The 14,646-nt window shown below is 69.8% G+C and carries 11 protein-coding genes; 2 read left to right on the forward strand and 9 right to left on the reverse strand.

The genetic code is table 11. The features are described from left to right. Positions 1–18 precede the first annotated feature (18 nt). Together AC07OZ_RS07750 and AC07OZ_RS07755 are read right to left on the reverse strand one after the other, a co-directional pair. Positions 19–1,422, reverse strand: a complete 1,404-nt coding sequence (locus AC07OZ_RS07750; protein ID WP_495466586.1) for a peptidylprolyl isomerase — start codon at positions 1,420–1,422, stop codon at positions 19–21. Between the two features lie 10 nt (positions 1,423–1,432). Beyond that, complete coding sequence (locus tag AC07OZ_RS07755) at positions 1,433–3,844, reverse strand: LPS-assembly protein LptD (protein ID WP_495466587.1); 2,412 nt, start codon at positions 3,842–3,844, stop codon at positions 1,433–1,435. Positions 3,845–4,014: 170 nt separating this feature from the next. Here AC07OZ_RS07755 and AC07OZ_RS07760 point away from each other — a divergent pair, with 170 nt between their 5' ends. Further along, on the forward strand, positions 4,015–5,169 hold the full coding sequence (locus AC07OZ_RS07760) for an aminoglycoside phosphotransferase family protein (protein ID WP_495466588.1): 1,155 nt from the start codon (positions 4,015–4,017) through the stop codon (positions 5,167–5,169). Positions 5,170–5,214: 45 nt separating this feature from the next. On the opposite strand, the gene AC07OZ_RS07765 is transcribed toward AC07OZ_RS07760, so the two are convergent. The 3 genes from AC07OZ_RS07765 to AC07OZ_RS07775 all read right to left on the reverse strand — a co-directional run bounded on the left by AC07OZ_RS07765 (position 5,215) and on the right by AC07OZ_RS07775 (position 8,762). Next, complete coding sequence (locus AC07OZ_RS07765) at positions 5,215–6,231, reverse strand: LysR family transcriptional regulator (protein ID WP_377159391.1); 1,017 nt, start codon at positions 6,229–6,231, stop codon at positions 5,215–5,217. Positions 6,232–6,333: 102 nt separating this feature from the next. Continuing rightward, complete coding sequence (locus AC07OZ_RS07770) at positions 6,334–7,809, reverse strand: M20 family metallopeptidase (RefSeq protein WP_495466589.1); 1,476 nt, start codon at positions 7,807–7,809, stop codon at positions 6,334–6,336. 104 nt (positions 7,810–7,913) lie between these two features. Continuing rightward, positions 7,914–8,762 carry an alpha/beta hydrolase gene (locus AC07OZ_RS07775; protein WP_495466590.1) on the reverse strand — a complete coding sequence of 283 codons (849 nt, stop codon included), beginning with the start codon at positions 8,760–8,762 and terminating at the stop codon, positions 7,914–7,916. A 26-nt stretch (positions 8,763–8,788) separates the two neighbouring features. Between AC07OZ_RS07775 and AC07OZ_RS07780 the strand changes: the two genes are divergently transcribed. Beyond that, positions 8,789–9,814: a M14 family metallopeptidase gene (locus tag AC07OZ_RS07780; RefSeq protein WP_495466591.1), complete on the forward strand. Its 1,026-nt coding sequence runs from the start codon at positions 8,789–8,791 to the stop codon at positions 9,812–9,814. 46 nt (positions 9,815–9,860) lie between these two features. On the opposite strand, the gene metW is transcribed toward AC07OZ_RS07780, so the two are convergent. From metW to AC07OZ_RS07800, 4 genes are all read right to left on the reverse strand, one after another. Then, positions 9,861–10,445: a methionine biosynthesis protein MetW gene (gene metW, locus AC07OZ_RS07785; RefSeq protein WP_495466592.1), complete on the reverse strand. Its 585-nt coding sequence runs from the start codon at positions 10,443–10,445 to the stop codon at positions 9,861–9,863. Further along, complete coding sequence (metX, locus tag AC07OZ_RS07790) at positions 10,442–11,632, reverse strand: homoserine O-succinyltransferase MetX (RefSeq protein WP_495466593.1); 1,191 nt, start codon at positions 11,630–11,632, stop codon at positions 10,442–10,444. The genes metW and metX overlap by 4 nt, the downstream gene beginning before the upstream one ends. Positions 11,633–11,848: 216 nt before the next feature. Continuing rightward, positions 11,849–13,720 (reverse strand): signal peptide peptidase SppA, encoded by a 1,872-nt coding sequence (gene sppA, locus AC07OZ_RS07795; RefSeq protein ID WP_495466594.1) that lies wholly within the window; start codon positions 13,718–13,720, stop codon positions 11,849–11,851. 177 nt (positions 13,721–13,897) lie between these two features. Next, positions 13,898–14,530 carry a glutathione S-transferase family protein gene (locus AC07OZ_RS07800; protein WP_495466595.1) on the reverse strand — a complete coding sequence of 211 codons (633 nt, stop codon included), beginning with the start codon at positions 14,528–14,530 and terminating at the stop codon, positions 13,898–13,900. Between the last annotated feature and the right edge of the window lie 116 nt (positions 14,531–14,646).

Below are 14,646 nucleotides of genomic sequence, written 5' to 3' on the forward strand. Positions count from 1 at the left end.
GAAGTCAGCCCCGGCCGCTCAGTCCAGCCACTCGCGCGTCTCGATGAAGGCGCGGGCGCGCATTTCCTTCATCCAGTCGTTGTAGGCGTCTTCGTACTTGCGCTCACGGAGCGCGGTGCGGGCCTGCTCGCGCAGCTGCTTGGTGTCGAGCACGACGTCGCGGCGCTCGATCACCTGGATCAGATGGATGCCGAAGCGCGAGGGCACGGGATCCGAAATGCCGTTGAGCGGCAGGGCATCCATCGCCTGTTCGAACTCGGGCACGAATCCGCCCGGCGAGACCCAGCCCAGGTCGCCGCCTTCCTGCGCGCTGCCGTCTTCCGAGTTGGCGCGGGCCAGTTGCTCGAAGGTGGCGCGACGGGATTCGATCGCACGCTTGAACTCGACCAGCCGCCGCGTGGCCTGCTCGGGGGTCAGCTGTTCGGACGGACGCAGCAGGATGTGGCGCGCGTGGGTCTGCACGACCACGTTGATCGACGCCTTGCCGGTCTGGCGCTCGATCAGCTTCAGCACGTGGAAGCCGGCCTCGGAGCGCAGCGGCTGCGGCCGCACCTCGCCGTCCTTCAGGTCCTTGACCGCGTCGACGAAGACGTCGGGCAGCTTGTCCGCGGCACGCAGGCCGATCTCGCCGCCGCGGTTCTTGTTGGCGTCTTCCGACACCTCGCGGGCGACCTTGGCGAAGTCCTCGCCGGCCTTGATGCGCGCCAGCGCGGCTTCGGCGCGCGCCTTGCGCTCGGCCACGGCCTCCACGCTCAGGCCGTCTGGCACCGGCACCAGGATCTGCGCGATGTTCAGCTGCGCGCGGCCCTGCAAGGCGGCCTGGCGCTCCTCCAGGTACTTGTCGATGTCGCCGTCGGTGATGCGGATGCGGCCTTGCACCTCGCGTTCGCGGACGCGCTCGCTCAACATCTGGTCGCGCAGGTTCTCGCGGAAGCGCTTGAAGTCGATGCCTTCGGCGGCCAGGCGCTGGCGCAGCTCGGGCATCGTCAGCTTGTTCTGGGTGGCGACGTTCGCGACGACACGGTCCAGTTCCGGCTCGTCCACGCGCGGGCCGTTCTCGCGGGCGTAGGTCACGACGACGCGTTCGTCCACCAGGCTGTCCAGCGCCTGCTTGTGCAGCAGTTCGTTGGTGACGGTCTGGCCGCGCTGGCGCGCTTCCTCGCGGGCGCGCTCGGTGCGCTGGATCACCTCCGACGCCGCCACGATGTCGGTGTTGACGATCACCGCGATGTAGTCGCCCGGCTTGAGTTGCCGTTGTTCGACGACAGGACGATTGGCAGCGGGCGCGGATGCCGCCGCGGCAGGCGCGGAAGCGGCGGCCGCAGGGGCTGGAACGGGCGTCGTCTGCGCCGAGGAAGCCGACCCGGCCAGGATGGCGGTCAGGGACAGGAGGGTGGCCGCCACCGGCTTGAGATGTCGCATCGAACGCAGTTCAGTCATATGTGCCAAAAGCCGAGCGCTCGGAGCTCAGCGAACGGTAACCCGGGATATTGTCTCTCAACACTTTCAGCGCATTGGAGCCGAGCGGCGACAGGCCGACCAGCTCCAGCTGGAGGATCAGTCGGGTGTTGGTTTCCGCGCGGCCGGTGGCCTGGCGTTCCGCGCCGACGCGCAGGATCCAGCAGCCGGAGTCGTACTCGGCGCCGATCACGGAATCGGTGAAGCGCTTGTCGCGCATGCTGTACTGCAGACGGCCCGCGCCGTACCAGGCGCCGGCGCAGCCGGGTCCGCCGGCGACCGATTTGCGGTCCGGTCCGAACAGCGGCCATTGCCAGGCCAGCTCGACCTGTTCGCTCTGCCCGCGGGCCAGGCGATACGACGCGCTGACGGTCCGGAACGGCCCCGGCGAGTAACGCAGCCGCAGCACCGTCCGCTCGACCTTGCCGTCGGCGGAGTTCAGCTGCAGCGTGCTGTCGGTCCACCAGGCCTGGTTCAAGTGCGCGGACGCCAGCAGCACCACGTCGGACAGGCGGTGCGTCTGCGGCGAGCCGTCGGGCGTGATCTGCTGGTTGCGGAACAGGTAGCGCTGGACCATGCCCAGCCGCAGCTGCTCCTCGCCGCGCTCGTCCTCGATCCAGCGCGTGGTCGCGCCGAAGGCCAGCATGTTGGCGTCGTTGACGCGGTCGACGCCGGAGAACTGGTTCTCCGCGAAGACCGAGTCGAAGTTGTAGTCCCGCGGCGCCGCGTCGAAGTTGGGCATCGCGCTCTGGTCGCGGTACGGCGTGTTGACGTACAGGAAGCGCGGCTCCAGCGTCTGGCGCATCGCCTGGCCGAACAGCGAGGTGTTGCGCTCCAGGATCCAGCCGTGGTCGACGCTGAAGGTCGGGATCGTCCGGCCGATCGACCGCCGGCCGGTCACGTCGATCGCCTGGTCGAGGTTGTAGCTCGCCGCGTTGACCGACAGCTTGGGGATCAGCCACCACGCCGCGCCGCTGAACGGCAGGCTGACGTGGCCGAGCAGGTGCACCCGTTCCCCGGTCTGCGTCTGCGAGCCCAGCGCGCCGCCGGGCAGGTCGAAGCGGTTGTACTCGAGCTCCAGGCCGCCTTCCAGCCGCGCGCGACGCCCGGTCGGCAGATAGCCGGCCAGCACCGATTCGTCGGCGCCGGTCTGCAGGCGCAGGCCGATCTGCGGCGAACGCTGGTACGGCGAGGCGAACTGGTCCTGGGTCTCCGCGACCTGCAGCGGCTGCCATTTCTGGACCCGCGCGTAGGTCTGCATCTCGCCCCAGTTGAAGCTGAAGTCGCGCTGCGTGCGCAGGTCCGTCGACAGCAGGCGGGGCGTCTGCGACAGCATGCGGCTGCGCAGGTCCTTCCAGTAGTTGTCGTCCGAGACGCGCTCGGTGTGGACGTTGTAGGTCCAGTTGGGCAACACGTCGCCGTCGGCGTTCAGGCGCAGGTCCCAGCGCGAGATGCCGGTGACCCGGTCGTGCGGCAGCAGCGCGTAGTCGACCTGGCCGCGGTGCCCCGGCTCCAGGTAGCGGAACTGCGTGTCGACCCCGGGACCGCGCCGCGTCATCACGAAGGGCGTGATCGTCGCGTCGCGGTTGGGCGCGATGCTCCAGTAGAAGGGCTGGCTGTACTCGACGCCGCTGCGGTTGTCGATGTTGACGTTGGGCGGCAGCAGGCCCGACTTGGGCTGGTCGCCGAGCGGGAAGCTCAGCGACGGCGCCGCCAGGATGGGCACGCCGAGGAATCGCACCACGGCGTCCTTCGCGACCCCCTCGCCGGCATCGAAGTCCAGGTTCAGGCTGCTGGTGACCAGCTCCCAGTCGCGCTTGCCCTTGCCGCTGGCGGCATCGGCCGCGTCCTTCTCGCCCTTCTCCGACACCGGGCAGGTCGAGTACGTGGCCTCGTCCGCGCGCATGCGCTGGTCGCCGAGGAAGTGGATCGCCTTGGCGCTGCCGCTGCCGCCGGTCGCGGCGAAGAAGTAGGTCGGGCTCTCGAGCTGACCTTCGAACTTGTCGACGAAGAGCTCCAGCTTCGGCCCGCGCAGCACGGCGCCGTTCTGGCTGAGCTCGACATCGCCGTCCGCGACGGCCAGGTCCTGCGGATAGTCGTAGCGCAGGTTCTTCGACTTCAGCAGCATGCCGCCGTAGCGCAACTGGACATCGCCCTCGGCGGTGGAGGTCTGGTCCATGTCGCTGGTGATGCGGTCGGCGCTCAGCGCCAGCGCGGGACGGGCGTCCTTGCGCTTGGTCTGGTGCAACTGCTTGATCGACTTGAGGATCAGCGGCTGGCCGCCCGATTCCTGCGCTTGCGCGGAAAAGGCGGAGAGTCCAGGCAGGGCGACCACCAAGGCGGCGGCCAGCGAGATCGGACGAGGACGGGAAACCGGTGGGCGCATCAGGCGGGCAGCGTCTTGCAGAGGTCAGGCGGCCGCGCGTCGATCGCGCCGCGCTGCCCGGGGTTTGTAGAATCATTATCCACGAGGCTCGCACGCCGGCAGGACCGCCGGAGCGCCTTGTCACCGACCCCGGGGCCGCTCACGCAGCGGCCCTTCTGCTTCCCCCGCCGATGACCCCTCCCGACCCGCACGCCTCGCACGCATCGCCCCCGCCCTGGCCCGATGCCGACCGCGCCGCCCGCTTCCATCGCTGGCTGGCGCCACTCGCGGCGACGCACGGGCTGCGCGAGGAGACGCTGGTCGCGGCCAGCAGCGACGCGGGCTTCCGCCGTTACCTGCGCATCACCGCGGCGGATGGCGGCACGCTGATCGTCATGGACGACCCGGCGTCGCCCAACCAGGTGGCGAATTTCGTCAAGGTCGGCGCGCTGATGGCCGAACGCGGCCTGCATGTGCCGAGGATGCTCGCGCACGACGCGGCGCTCGGCTTCGCGCTGATGGAAGACCTCGGCACCGCGTCCTACCTGGACGCGCTGCTCGCCGCCCAGCGCGCGGGCGACACGGAAGTGCCCCGCGTGCTGATGCGCGATGCCACCGCCGCGCTGTTGCGCTGGCAGACCAGCGAGGCGGCGCGCGCCGAGGGCGCGCTTCCGCTGTTCGACGACGCCTTCGTGCGCCGCGAGCTGCAGATCTTCGTCGACTGGTGCGTCCAGGCCCACCACGGCAAGACCTGGAACGACAAGCAGCGCGGCTACTGGGACCGCACCGTGGCGATGCTGTCGGCCAACGTCCTGGCGCAGCCGCGCGTGCCGATGCACCGCGACTACATGCCGCGCAACCTGATGGTCTGCCCGGCGGGGATCGCAGGCACCGAGACGGCCTTCGCCACGCCCGGCATCATCGACTTCCAGGATGCGGTGATGGGTCCTGTCACCTACGACATCGCCTCGCTGATGCGCGACGCGTTCATCTCGTGGGAAGAGGCCGAGGAGCTCGACTGGGCCGTGCGCTACTGGGAAGGCGCGAAGCGCGCCGGTCTCTTCGGCCTGGATCCGAACGGCGAGGACCCGCACGAGATGGCGCTGGACTTCGGCCTGTTCTGGCGCCGGCTCGAATGGACCGTGCTGCAGCGGCAGCTGAAGATCATGGGCATCTTCTGCCGGCTCAAGCACCGCGACGGCAAGCCGCATTACGCGGAAGACCTGCCGCGCTTCTACGCCTACGTCGTGAAGACGGCGACACGCTACATCGAGCTGTCGCCGCTGCTGCGCCTGATCGAGGATCTGCAACCGCAGTACACCCAGGTCGGTTTCAGCCTGCGCTGACGCCCTGAGGCATAGAAGCAGCGCGGACGGGCGCCACGAGCCGCCTCAATCTCCCTCGGCGGGCGTGGCAGCCGCCTTGGCCGCCTGCGCCGCCAGGAACTCCTGGGCAGCGCGGTACGACGGGCAGCCCGCGGCGGTCAGCCACGGGTCCTCGTCCTTCCCGCCGAAGATCTCGACGAGGAAGTCCATGAACGCGCGGGTGCGCGCCGGGACGAACTTGCGGGTCGGCATCGCGGCCCACAGCTGATAGCTGTAGATGCGCCACTGCGGCAGCACGCGCTCGAGCGCCCCTTCCATCAGCGCGTCGCCGACGACGAAGGACGGCAGCCCCGCCACGCCCAGCCCGTGCAGCGCGCAGGCGTACTTGGTGTCGACCGAGGAGGTCGTCATCACCGGCCGGCTGGGGATCGCGAAGAAGCTCTCGGTCGTGAGGCCGTCCGCGCCGCAGCGCTCGAAGGTCACGCCGCGGGTCAGCTCGTGGATCGGCGGCAGCATGACGTCGTGCTGCTTGAGGTCCGACGGGTGCTGCGGCTTGCCGCGCCGGCCCAGGTACTCGGGCGACGCGCACAGGATCACCTCGGTGCGCGCCAGCTTGCGGGCGATGAAATCCCCCTGCAGCGGGCTGCGGGTGGAGATGACGGTGATGTCGAAGCTCTCGTCGAGCGTGTCCACCGGGCCCGGCGCGACCAGTTCGACGCTGACCAGCGGGTACAGCGCATGGAAGCGCGCCATGTGCCGCGCCAGCTGGTGGATCGCGATGGCCGGCGGGATCAGCACGCGCAGCGTGCCGCGCGGCTCGTTGGTGGCCGCGGAGGCCAGCGCCTCCGCCTCCTCGATGTCGCTGAGGATGCGGCGGCAGCGTTCGAGGTAGCCCTCGCCGACGTCCGTCAGCGACAGCCGCCGCGTCGTGCGGTTGAGCAGCCGCGCGCCGAGATGTTCCTCGAGATCCGCCACCAGCCGCGTGACCACGGCGGGTGCCAGGTCCATGGCCCGCGCGGCGCCGGCGAGGCTGCCCTCGTCGATCACGCGGGTGAAGACCCGCATCGCCTTGACCTGATCCATCCCGTCTCCTCCGGGCGGACGCCGCGTCGCCGCGGGCCGCCTCTCTGTGCGTCGATCAGCGGACCTTGACGGCCTTCGGGCCGCCGACCGGGTCCGCGGCGGTCAGGGGTGCGCGGCGATCACCTGCGCCACCGCGGCGGTCAGGCGCTTGCCGTAGGGCACGTGCAGGAACTCGTTGGGGCCGTGGGCGTTGCTCTTGGGGCCCAGCACGCCGCAGACCATCATCTGCGCGGCGGGGAAGCCCTTCTGCAGCATGCTCATCAGCGGGATGGTGCCGCCCTGGCCGATGTAGCCGACCGGCTGGCCGAAGTGGGCCTGGCTGGCGTCGTCCAGCACCTGGCTCAGCCACGGCGACAGCTCCGGCGTGTTCCAGCCGGTGGCGCCATACGCGCCGGCGCGGCCGTCCGGCACGAAGCTGACCTTGGCGTTGTACGGCGCGTTGTCCTCGAGCAGCGCCTTGAGCTTCAGCGCGGCCTCGTTGCCGTCGATCAGCGGCGGCAGGCGCAGCGACAGCTTGAACGCGGTGTACGGGCGCAGCACGTTGCCGGCGCTCTTCAGCTCGGGGAAGCCGTCCACGCCGGTCACCGACAGCGTCGGCCGCCAGGTGCGGTTGAGCAGCACCTCGACCGGATCCGAGGTCACCGGCAGCACCGGCGCGCCGTCCGCGCCGCAGGCCCAGGGCAGGCGCTTGTAGACCTCTTCCTTCAGGATCGCGGCGGTCGCCTGCGCCTGCTCGAAGCGCACGCCGGGGATCTCGCAGTGGAAGGACTCGGGCAGCAGGCGGCCGGTCTTGGAATCCTCCAGCCGGTCCAGCACCTGCCGCAGGATGCGGAACGACGACGGCACCACGCCCGACGCGTCGCCGGAGTGGATGCCTTCGGTCAGCACCTCGACCTTGAGCACGCCGGAGACCATGCCACGCAGCGAGGTCGTCATCCAGAGGCGGTCGTAGTCGCCGGCGCCGGAGTCCAGGCAGACCACCAGCGACACGTTGCCCAGGCGCGGCCGGAGCAGGTCGATGTAGGCCGGCAGGTCGTAGGAGCCGGATTCCTCGCAGGCCTCGATCAGGCCCACGCAGCGCGGGCGGGGGATGCCCTGCTGGTCCAGCGCCAGCAGCGCGGTGATCGAGGCGTAGATCGCGTAGCCGTCGTCGGCGCCGCCGCGGCCGTAGAGCTTGCCGTCCTCATACTTCGGCGTCCACGGGCCGAGGTCGGCGCGCCAGCCGTTGAACTCCGGCTGCTTGTCCAGGTGGCCGTAGAGGACGACGGTGTCGGCGCTGTCAGCCTTGGTCGACGGCAGCTCGAAGAAGATGACCGGCGTGCGGCCTTCCTGACGGATGACCTCCAGCTTCAGGCCGGGGATCTTCTTGCTTTCCACCCACTGGGCGGCGTCGCGGACAACGCGGTCGATGTAGCCGTTGGCCTGCCAGTCCGCATCGAACATCGGGCTCTTGGCGGGGATGGCGATGTAGTCGGTCAGCGCGGGGACGATCTCCTCGTCCCAGACCTTCTCGGCGAAAGCGCCCAGGGCGCTGATGGCATCGGTCTGCAGCGGCAACGACGGATCACGTGCGTTCATGCGGGTCTCCTTGCGCGGCCGGTGGGCCGCCTTGGCTGGGTCCGGGGTCGCGCTGGGGCGGCCGGTCCGGGCGGAAGTGACGGAATGGGGACGATCGGCCGATTCTAGGAGCGTGTGCCCAGCCAGGCGCGCAGCCGGGCGAAGACCTGTTCGCGCTCAGGCTCGTTGAAGATCTCGTGCGCCAGGCCCGGGAAGGGCACGGCCTGCACCGTCCCGCCCGCAGCGGCCGCCGCGGCGAAGGCGGCGCTGCCGGCCGGGGCGACGCAGCGGTCGGCGCCGGCCCACATCAACAGCGTCGGCGTGGTCCAGCGCGGCACCAGCGGCAGCGTCTCGGGACCGAAGCTGGCGATCATCTTCGCCAGCGTCGGGGTGATGCGGTTGTGGACCAGCGGGTCGTCCTTGTAGGCCTGGACCACGTCCGCGCTGCGCGAGACCCAGGACGGATTCAACCCGTTGCCGACGGCCAGATGCGGCACCAGCGGCAGCGTGGCGCCGAGCAGCCCGCGCTGGAAGGCGGACAGGCCCGCGTCCAGCGCCGGCGAGCTGAGCACCAGCCCGTCGACCGGCCGCGACCAGGGGGCGTTCTCCAGCGCGCCGGCGACGAAGCGCGCGGCGACCGCGCCGCCCATCGAGTGACCGAGCAGGATCAGCGGTCCCCGTCCCTTCCGGTCGTCGGCACGCAGGCAGTCGATGGTGGCGGCCAGGTCGAGCAGCAGGCTGTCGTGTTTCGGAATGTCGCCGCGAGGGCCGCCGGAGGCGCCGTGGCCGCGCTGGTCGAAGCCGGCGACGTGCCAGCCCCAGTCGTTCAGGCGCTGGGCGACGGCCTCGTAGCGGCCGATGTGTTCGCCCAGGCCGTGGACGATCAGCACGGTGCCGCGGGTGGGCAGCGACAGGTCGGCGCCCCATTCCCGCCAGTGCAGCGGGAGGCCGTCATGGCCGGTGAGAGTCTTCATGGGGCCGGAGTGTAGGATCGCCCGGCATGTCCCCCGTCGTGGACGCCCCCCACGTTTCGAAGACGATGACGCCCGCCCTGCTCGAGACCTTTCCACCCTTCAACCCGGAAGTCCGGCTCCAGCCGCCGGCGATCGAGCGCTGGCGGCACGGCCCGGGGAGCGATATCGACTTCGTCCATGTGCTGGACTCCGGCCGGCCGGGGCCGACGGCGATGGTCGTCGCGCTGACGCACGGCAACGAGTTGTGCGGCGCGATCGCGCTGGACACGCTGCTGAGCCAGGGCGTGACGCCCTTGCGCGGCCGCCTGGTGCTGGCCTTCGCCAACGTCGAGGCCTTCGGGCGCTTCAATGCGCTGGAGCCCTTCTCGTCGCGCTGCGTCGACGAGGACATGAACCGGATCTGGGACGACGCCGTGTTGCGCGGCGCGCGCGACTCGGCCGAGCTGCGGCGCGCGCGCGAACTCGCGCCCTTCGTCGACGCGGCGGACGTGCTGCTGGACCTGCATTCGATGCAGGAGGCGGGCGCTCCAGCGCTGACGATCTGCGGCATGACGGACAAGAGCGTGCCGCTGGCGCGAGCGCTGGGCCAGCCGGAAACGCTGCTGGTGGACACCGGCCACGCGGCGGGCCTGCGGCTGATCGATCGCGGCGGCTTCGCCGATCCGCAGAGCGACCGGCAGGCCGTGCTGGTCGAATGCGGCTCGCACTGGGAGCCGGCGAGCGCCGACATGGCGCTCGACGTCACGCTGCGCTTCCTGCGCCATCTGGAGATGGTCGACGCGGACTGGGCGGACGCGCGGCAACGCGTGGCGACGCCCGAGCGGCAGCGGCTGGTGCGCGTCGGCGAGGGCGTGACGGCGGTGACGCCGGAGTTCCGCTTCCTGGTGCCGACGCACCACCTGAAGGTGATCCCGAACGCCGGCACGCCGCTGGCCGAGGATGGCGATCGCCTGTGGGTCACGCCGCACGACGGTTGCGTGTTGATCATGCCGTCGCGCCGCGCCGGGATGGCAGGCCAGACGATGGTCCGGCTGGGACGCTACGAGGACTGACCGCACTCGCGGTTTGCAAACCGCGGGTCACGGGGGTCGCCGACGCTCAGTCCCGATCGAACTTGAACACCGCCATGCTGGCCATCAGGTTCGGCATCACGCGGACCTGACGGCTCTCCTGCACGCCGAAGCTGTCCAGCACCCGCAGCCCGCACTTGCGCGCCAGGATCTGGAAGTCGGCGTAGGTGCCGACGCGGATGTTGGGCGTGTCGTACCACTGGTACGGCAGCACGCGCGTCACCGGCATCCGCCCCGCCAGGACCTGCAGCCGGTTCGGCCAATGCGCGAAGTTGGGAAAGCTCACGACGCCCATCCGGCCGACGCGCGCGGTCTCGCGCAGCATCGCCTCGGTGTTGCGCAGGTTCTGCAGCGTCTCCAGCTGCAGCACGACGTCGAAGCTCTGGTCCTCGAAGATCGCCAGGCCCTCTTCCAGGTTGAGCTGGATCACGTTCACGCCGCGCTGCGCGCAGGCGAGCACGTTCGCATCGTCCAGCTCCACGCCGTAACCGGTACAGCCCTTCGTCGCCTGAAGGTGCGCGAGCAGTTCGCCGGTGCCACAGCCCAGGTCGAGCACGCGCGAGCCGGCCGGAACCAGCTCCGCGATCATGTCCATCACCGCGCGGTCGCTCATACCGACACTCCCTGCAGACGGTGCGAGACCGGGGCAGACGCACCGCCGGGCAACGGCTTCTCATGCTCTTTCGCGATGCGATCGAAGTAGGCGCGCAGCACGCCGTGATACCGCGGGTCCTCGAGCAGGAAGGCATCGTGGCCGTGCGGCGCGTCGATCTCCGCGTAGGACACATCGCGCCTGTTGTCGAGCAGCGCCTTGACGATCTCGCGCGAGCGCGCCGGCGAGAAGCGCCAGTCGGTCGTGAAGCTCACCACCAGGAACTTGCACAGCGCGCTGGCGAAGGTGCGGCTCAGGTCGCCCCCGTGCTCGCGCGCCGGGTCGAAGTAGTCCAGCGCGCGCGTGATCAGCAGGTAGGTGTTGGCGTCGAAGTACTCGCTGAACTTGTCGCCCTGGTAGCGCAGGTAGCTCTCGATCTGGAATTCGATGTCCGAGGTCGAATATCCCAGCTCCGCCGAGCGCATCTGGCGGCCGAATTTCTCCTCCATCACGTCGTCGCTCAGGTAGGTGATGTGGCCGATCATCCGCGCCACCCGCAGGCCGCGGCGCGGCACCACGCCGTGCTCGTAGAAGAAGCCGTCGTGGAACTCGGGGTCGGTGATGATGGCGCGCCGGGCGACCTCGTTGAACGCGATGTTCTGCGCCGACAGGTTGGGCGCCGTCGCCACCGCGATGCAGTGACGCAGGCGCTCCGGGTACCGCAGCGACCAGTCCAGCGCCTGCATCCCGCCCAGCGATCCGCCCAGCACCGCCGCCAGCTTCTGGATGCCGAAGCGGTCCAGCACGCGCGCCTGCGCGTCGACCCAGTCCTGCACCGTGACGACGGGGAAGTCCTTGCCGTAGACGCGGCCCGTCTCCGGGTTCAGGTGCATGGGGCCGGTCGAGCCGAAGCACGAGCCCAGGTTGTTGATGCCGATGACGAAGAAGCGGTCCGTGTCCAGCGGCTTGCCCGGACCGACCAGGTTGTCCCACCAGCCTTCGCTCTTCTCGACGTCGGCATGCGTGCCGGCCACGTGGTGGCTCGCGTTCAGCGCGTGGCACACGAGGATCGCGTTGGACTTGTCCTCGTTGAGCCGGCCGTAGGTCTCGACCATCAGCTCATACCCCGCGATGCGCGCGCCGCTGCGCAAGATCAGCGGCTCATCGAACAACAGCCGCTGCGGTGTGACGTCACCGACAGATCCCATGGAACACCCCAAAAAACAAAACCCGGCGCCGCTGCTTGAAGCGGAACACCGGGTCTCGATCCGTGGATCGGGTGTCCCTCTTTAGCTGCATTTCTTGGGCGCCCGCAAGCCGGACAAATCGGCGCCATCGGCGGAAGTATAGCCACGCCGTCGCGTGGCCCCGACGCCTCCGGGTCCGCCGCCCGGAGACACCTTTCTCACACCGCTATCGCGTGGTCATGGCGCGGTGCAGAGGCAGTGCACGATCGCGCGCACCGGCGGCTTCGATCCCGCCGGGCCGGCCTCCGCCTGCTCGGCCAGCCAGGTGATGTCGACCTGCGCCTCGCGCAGCGGCGCCGGCACCGCCGGGATGCCGCCCAGCGCATGCATGACCATCCCGCGCAGCGACGGTGCCGCCGCATCGCCCATGCTCGTCAGCAGGCGATCGAAGGCGCTGCGGTCGGGTTCGACGTAACGCACCGTCGGCTCGTCGCCGAGCTTGGCGCGCTTGGCGGCGCTGGCGATCGCGTCGGACAGCAGGCCGTTCCTGTCGACCAGTCCACGCTCCAGCGCCTGCGAGCCGGTCCACACGCGACCCTGGCCGACGGCGTCGATCTGCTGCGACGATTTCTTGCGCGCCTGCGCCGCCTTGCCGGTGAAGTCGGCATAGATGTGCTCGATCGACGACTGCACCACCTGCGCCATGCGCGGGTCCAGCGGACGTCTCGGGTCATAGCCGTTGGCCAGCCAGGTCGTCGTGTAGCCGCCGGTGTGGATCGACAGCTTGTCCAGCAGCTTCTCGCCGGTGGGCAGCATGCCGAACACGCCGATCGAGCCGGTGATCGTCGACGCGTCGGCGATCACCTCGTCCGCCGACATCGAGATCCAGTAGCCCCCCGACGCCGCCACGCCGCCCATCGACACGACGACCGGCTTGCCGACCGCGCGGGTCAGTTCCAGTTCGCGGCGCACCAGCTCCGAGGCGAACGCGCTGCCGCCCGGCGAGTTCACGCGCAGCACGACGGCCTTGACCTTGTCGTCCTCGCGCGCCTGGCGGATGAGCTTGGACATCGACTCGCCACCGATCTTGCCCGGCCCCGCGCTGCCGTCGACGATCTCGCCTTCGGCCACGATCACGCCGACCTGGCCTTCGGGCTTGGGCAGCTTCGGCGGCAGTTGCGCGACATAGGCGCCCAGGTTGATCTGGCGCAGGCGCTTCTCGTCCTTGGCGCCGCGTTTCTCGAGCAGCACCTCGACCTCGTCCTCGGTCTTCAGGCCGTCGACCAGCTTCTCGGCCAGCGTCAGCTTGGCAGGGTCGCCGCCGGCCGCCTTGAGCCGTTGCGGCAGCTCGTCGATCGCGCGCTGCACCGAGCCCTTGGGCAGCTTCCGCGCCGTCTCGATCGCGGTCTGGTAACGCGCCCAGAGTTCGTCGTACAGATAACCCTCGGCCTCCAGCGTCGCGGGCGACGGACCGTTGGCGAAGTAGGGCTCGACCGCGTTCTTGTAGGTGCCGACACGCAGCACGTTGGGCGTGATGCCCACGCGGTCCAGCGCGTCCTTGTAGTAATTCCGGTAGCGGCCGTACCCCTCGATCATCACGCCGCCCATCGGGTGGATGTAGACCTCGGTGGCCTGCGCGGCCAGGTAGTACGCGCGCTGGTCGAAGGCCAGCCCGGCGGCCACGACGGGCTTCTTGCTCGCCTTGAAGCGGGTCAGCGCGGCTTCGATCTCATGCAGCGCGGCCGGCGTGGCGCCGCCGAACTGGTCCAGGTCCAGCACGACCTGCACGATGTGGTCGTCCTTGGCCGCCGCATCCAGCGCGCGCAGGATGTCGCGCAGGCGCGTCTGCGCCCGGGCTTCGCCCTTGATCTGCGCGATCGCCTGGTCGCGCGGCGAACCGGAGAACTGCTCGACGACATCGCCGCGGATGTCGAGCACGAGCGTCGTCTTGTCCTGCAGCGGCTTGCCGCCATGCACCGCGGCCCAGATCAGGGCGATCAGGATCACCCAGAACAGCAGCGTGAACACCACGCGCCGCGTGCCGTTCAGGAACCACCACACGCCACCGAAAAAGCGCCCGATCGGCGCCAACGCTCGCTTCACACCCATCCAATCCTCCCGGGATCCGTCAAAGGAATGTCCAGACCGGCTCGGATGTCGAGCCGGATCGGGCCATTGTGGGCCCGTTTGAACAGACCGGCGGGAAGTCAGTGGCGCCCCCGCCCATCGGACGGAGACGCGCCGGGCGACGGTCCGCGGAAGGACGGCCTCGCGCCGTGCGCCGGGTCAGCCGTTCGCGGGCGGCAGCGTGTCCTGGAAGCTCTGACGCGTCATGAGCTTCTCGAAGTGTTTCGCCAGGTTGGGATGCGCCGCGCGCCAGTCGATCTGGGCGAAGCGGAAGTCCAGGTAGCCCAGCGCGCAGCCGAGCGCGATGTCGGCCAGCGTGAAGTGGTTGCCGGAGCACCAGTGCTTCTCGCCCAGGCCGTTGGCCATCGCCTGCAGCGAGGCCAGGACCTTGTTCATCTGACGCGCCACCCAGGCTTCGCTGCGCTCGCCCGGCGCGCGGCCGGACCAGGTGTGCTCCAGGCGCGCCGCGATGCAGGCGTCGATCAGGCCGTCGGCCAGCGCCTCCCAGGTGCGCACCTCGCAGCGCTCGCGGCCGCGCTCGGGAATGAGGCGGCCGACTGGCGACAGCGTGTCGACGTACTCGACGATGACGCGCGAATCGAACACCGCGCCGGTGATCGAATCCTGTCCCTCCATGACCAGGCACGGCACCTTGCCGAGCGGATTGATCTTGAGGATGTTGTCGCTGCCCCAGACGTCTTCCAGCTCGAACTGGTAGTCGAGCTTCTTTTCCGCCATGACGACGCGGACCTTGCGGACGTAGGGGCTGGTGAGGGATCCGATGAGCTTCATGGTGTCGCGGGATTCTACCGAGTCGCCTCCGGGGACTGACTCCCGCAAGCGACAGTCGGGCTGCCCTCATTTGGGTGTATTGCCGTCCCCTGCGCCGGTGACGCACACTCCCGCCC

It is taken from the genome of Roseateles sp. GW821-FHT09G03 (assembly GCF_059416045.1).

What these genes read in the sequence shown, in the direction of transcription:
- AC07OZ_RS07750 (WP_495466586.1), bottom strand. Translation starts at nt 1,422, where the DNA reads ATGCGACATCTCAAGCCGGTGGCGGCCACCCTCCTGTCCCTGACCGCC.
- AC07OZ_RS07755 (WP_495466587.1), bottom strand. Translation starts at nt 3,844, where the DNA reads ATGCGCCCACCGGTTTCCCGTCCTCGTCCGATCTCGCTGGCCGCCGCC.
- AC07OZ_RS07760 (WP_495466588.1), top strand. Translation starts at nt 4,015, where the DNA reads ATGACCCCTCCCGACCCGCACGCCTCGCACGCATCGCCCCCGCCCTGG.
- AC07OZ_RS07765 (WP_377159391.1), bottom strand. Translation starts at nt 6,231, where the DNA reads ATGGATCAGGTCAAGGCGATGCGGGTCTTCACCCGCGTGATCGACGAG.
- AC07OZ_RS07770 (WP_495466589.1), bottom strand. Translation starts at nt 7,809, where the DNA reads ATGAACGCACGTGATCCGTCGTTGCCGCTGCAGACCGATGCCATCAGC.
- AC07OZ_RS07775 (WP_495466590.1), bottom strand. Translation starts at nt 8,762, where the DNA reads ATGAAGACTCTCACCGGCCATGACGGCCTCCCGCTGCACTGGCGGGAA.
- AC07OZ_RS07780 (WP_495466591.1), top strand. Translation starts at nt 8,789, where the DNA reads ATGTCCCCCGTCGTGGACGCCCCCCACGTTTCGAAGACGATGACGCCC.
- metW (WP_495466592.1), bottom strand. Translation starts at nt 10,445, where the DNA reads ATGAGCGACCGCGCGGTGATGGACATGATCGCGGAGCTGGTTCCGGCC.
- metX (WP_495466593.1), bottom strand. Translation starts at nt 11,632, where the DNA reads ATGGGATCTGTCGGTGACGTCACACCGCAGCGGCTGTTGTTCGATGAG.
- sppA (WP_495466594.1), bottom strand. Translation starts at nt 13,720, where the DNA reads ATGGGTGTGAAGCGAGCGTTGGCGCCGATCGGGCGCTTTTTCGGTGGC.
- AC07OZ_RS07800 (WP_495466595.1), bottom strand. Translation starts at nt 14,530, where the DNA reads ATGAAGCTCATCGGATCCCTCACCAGCCCCTACGTCCGCAAGGTCCGC.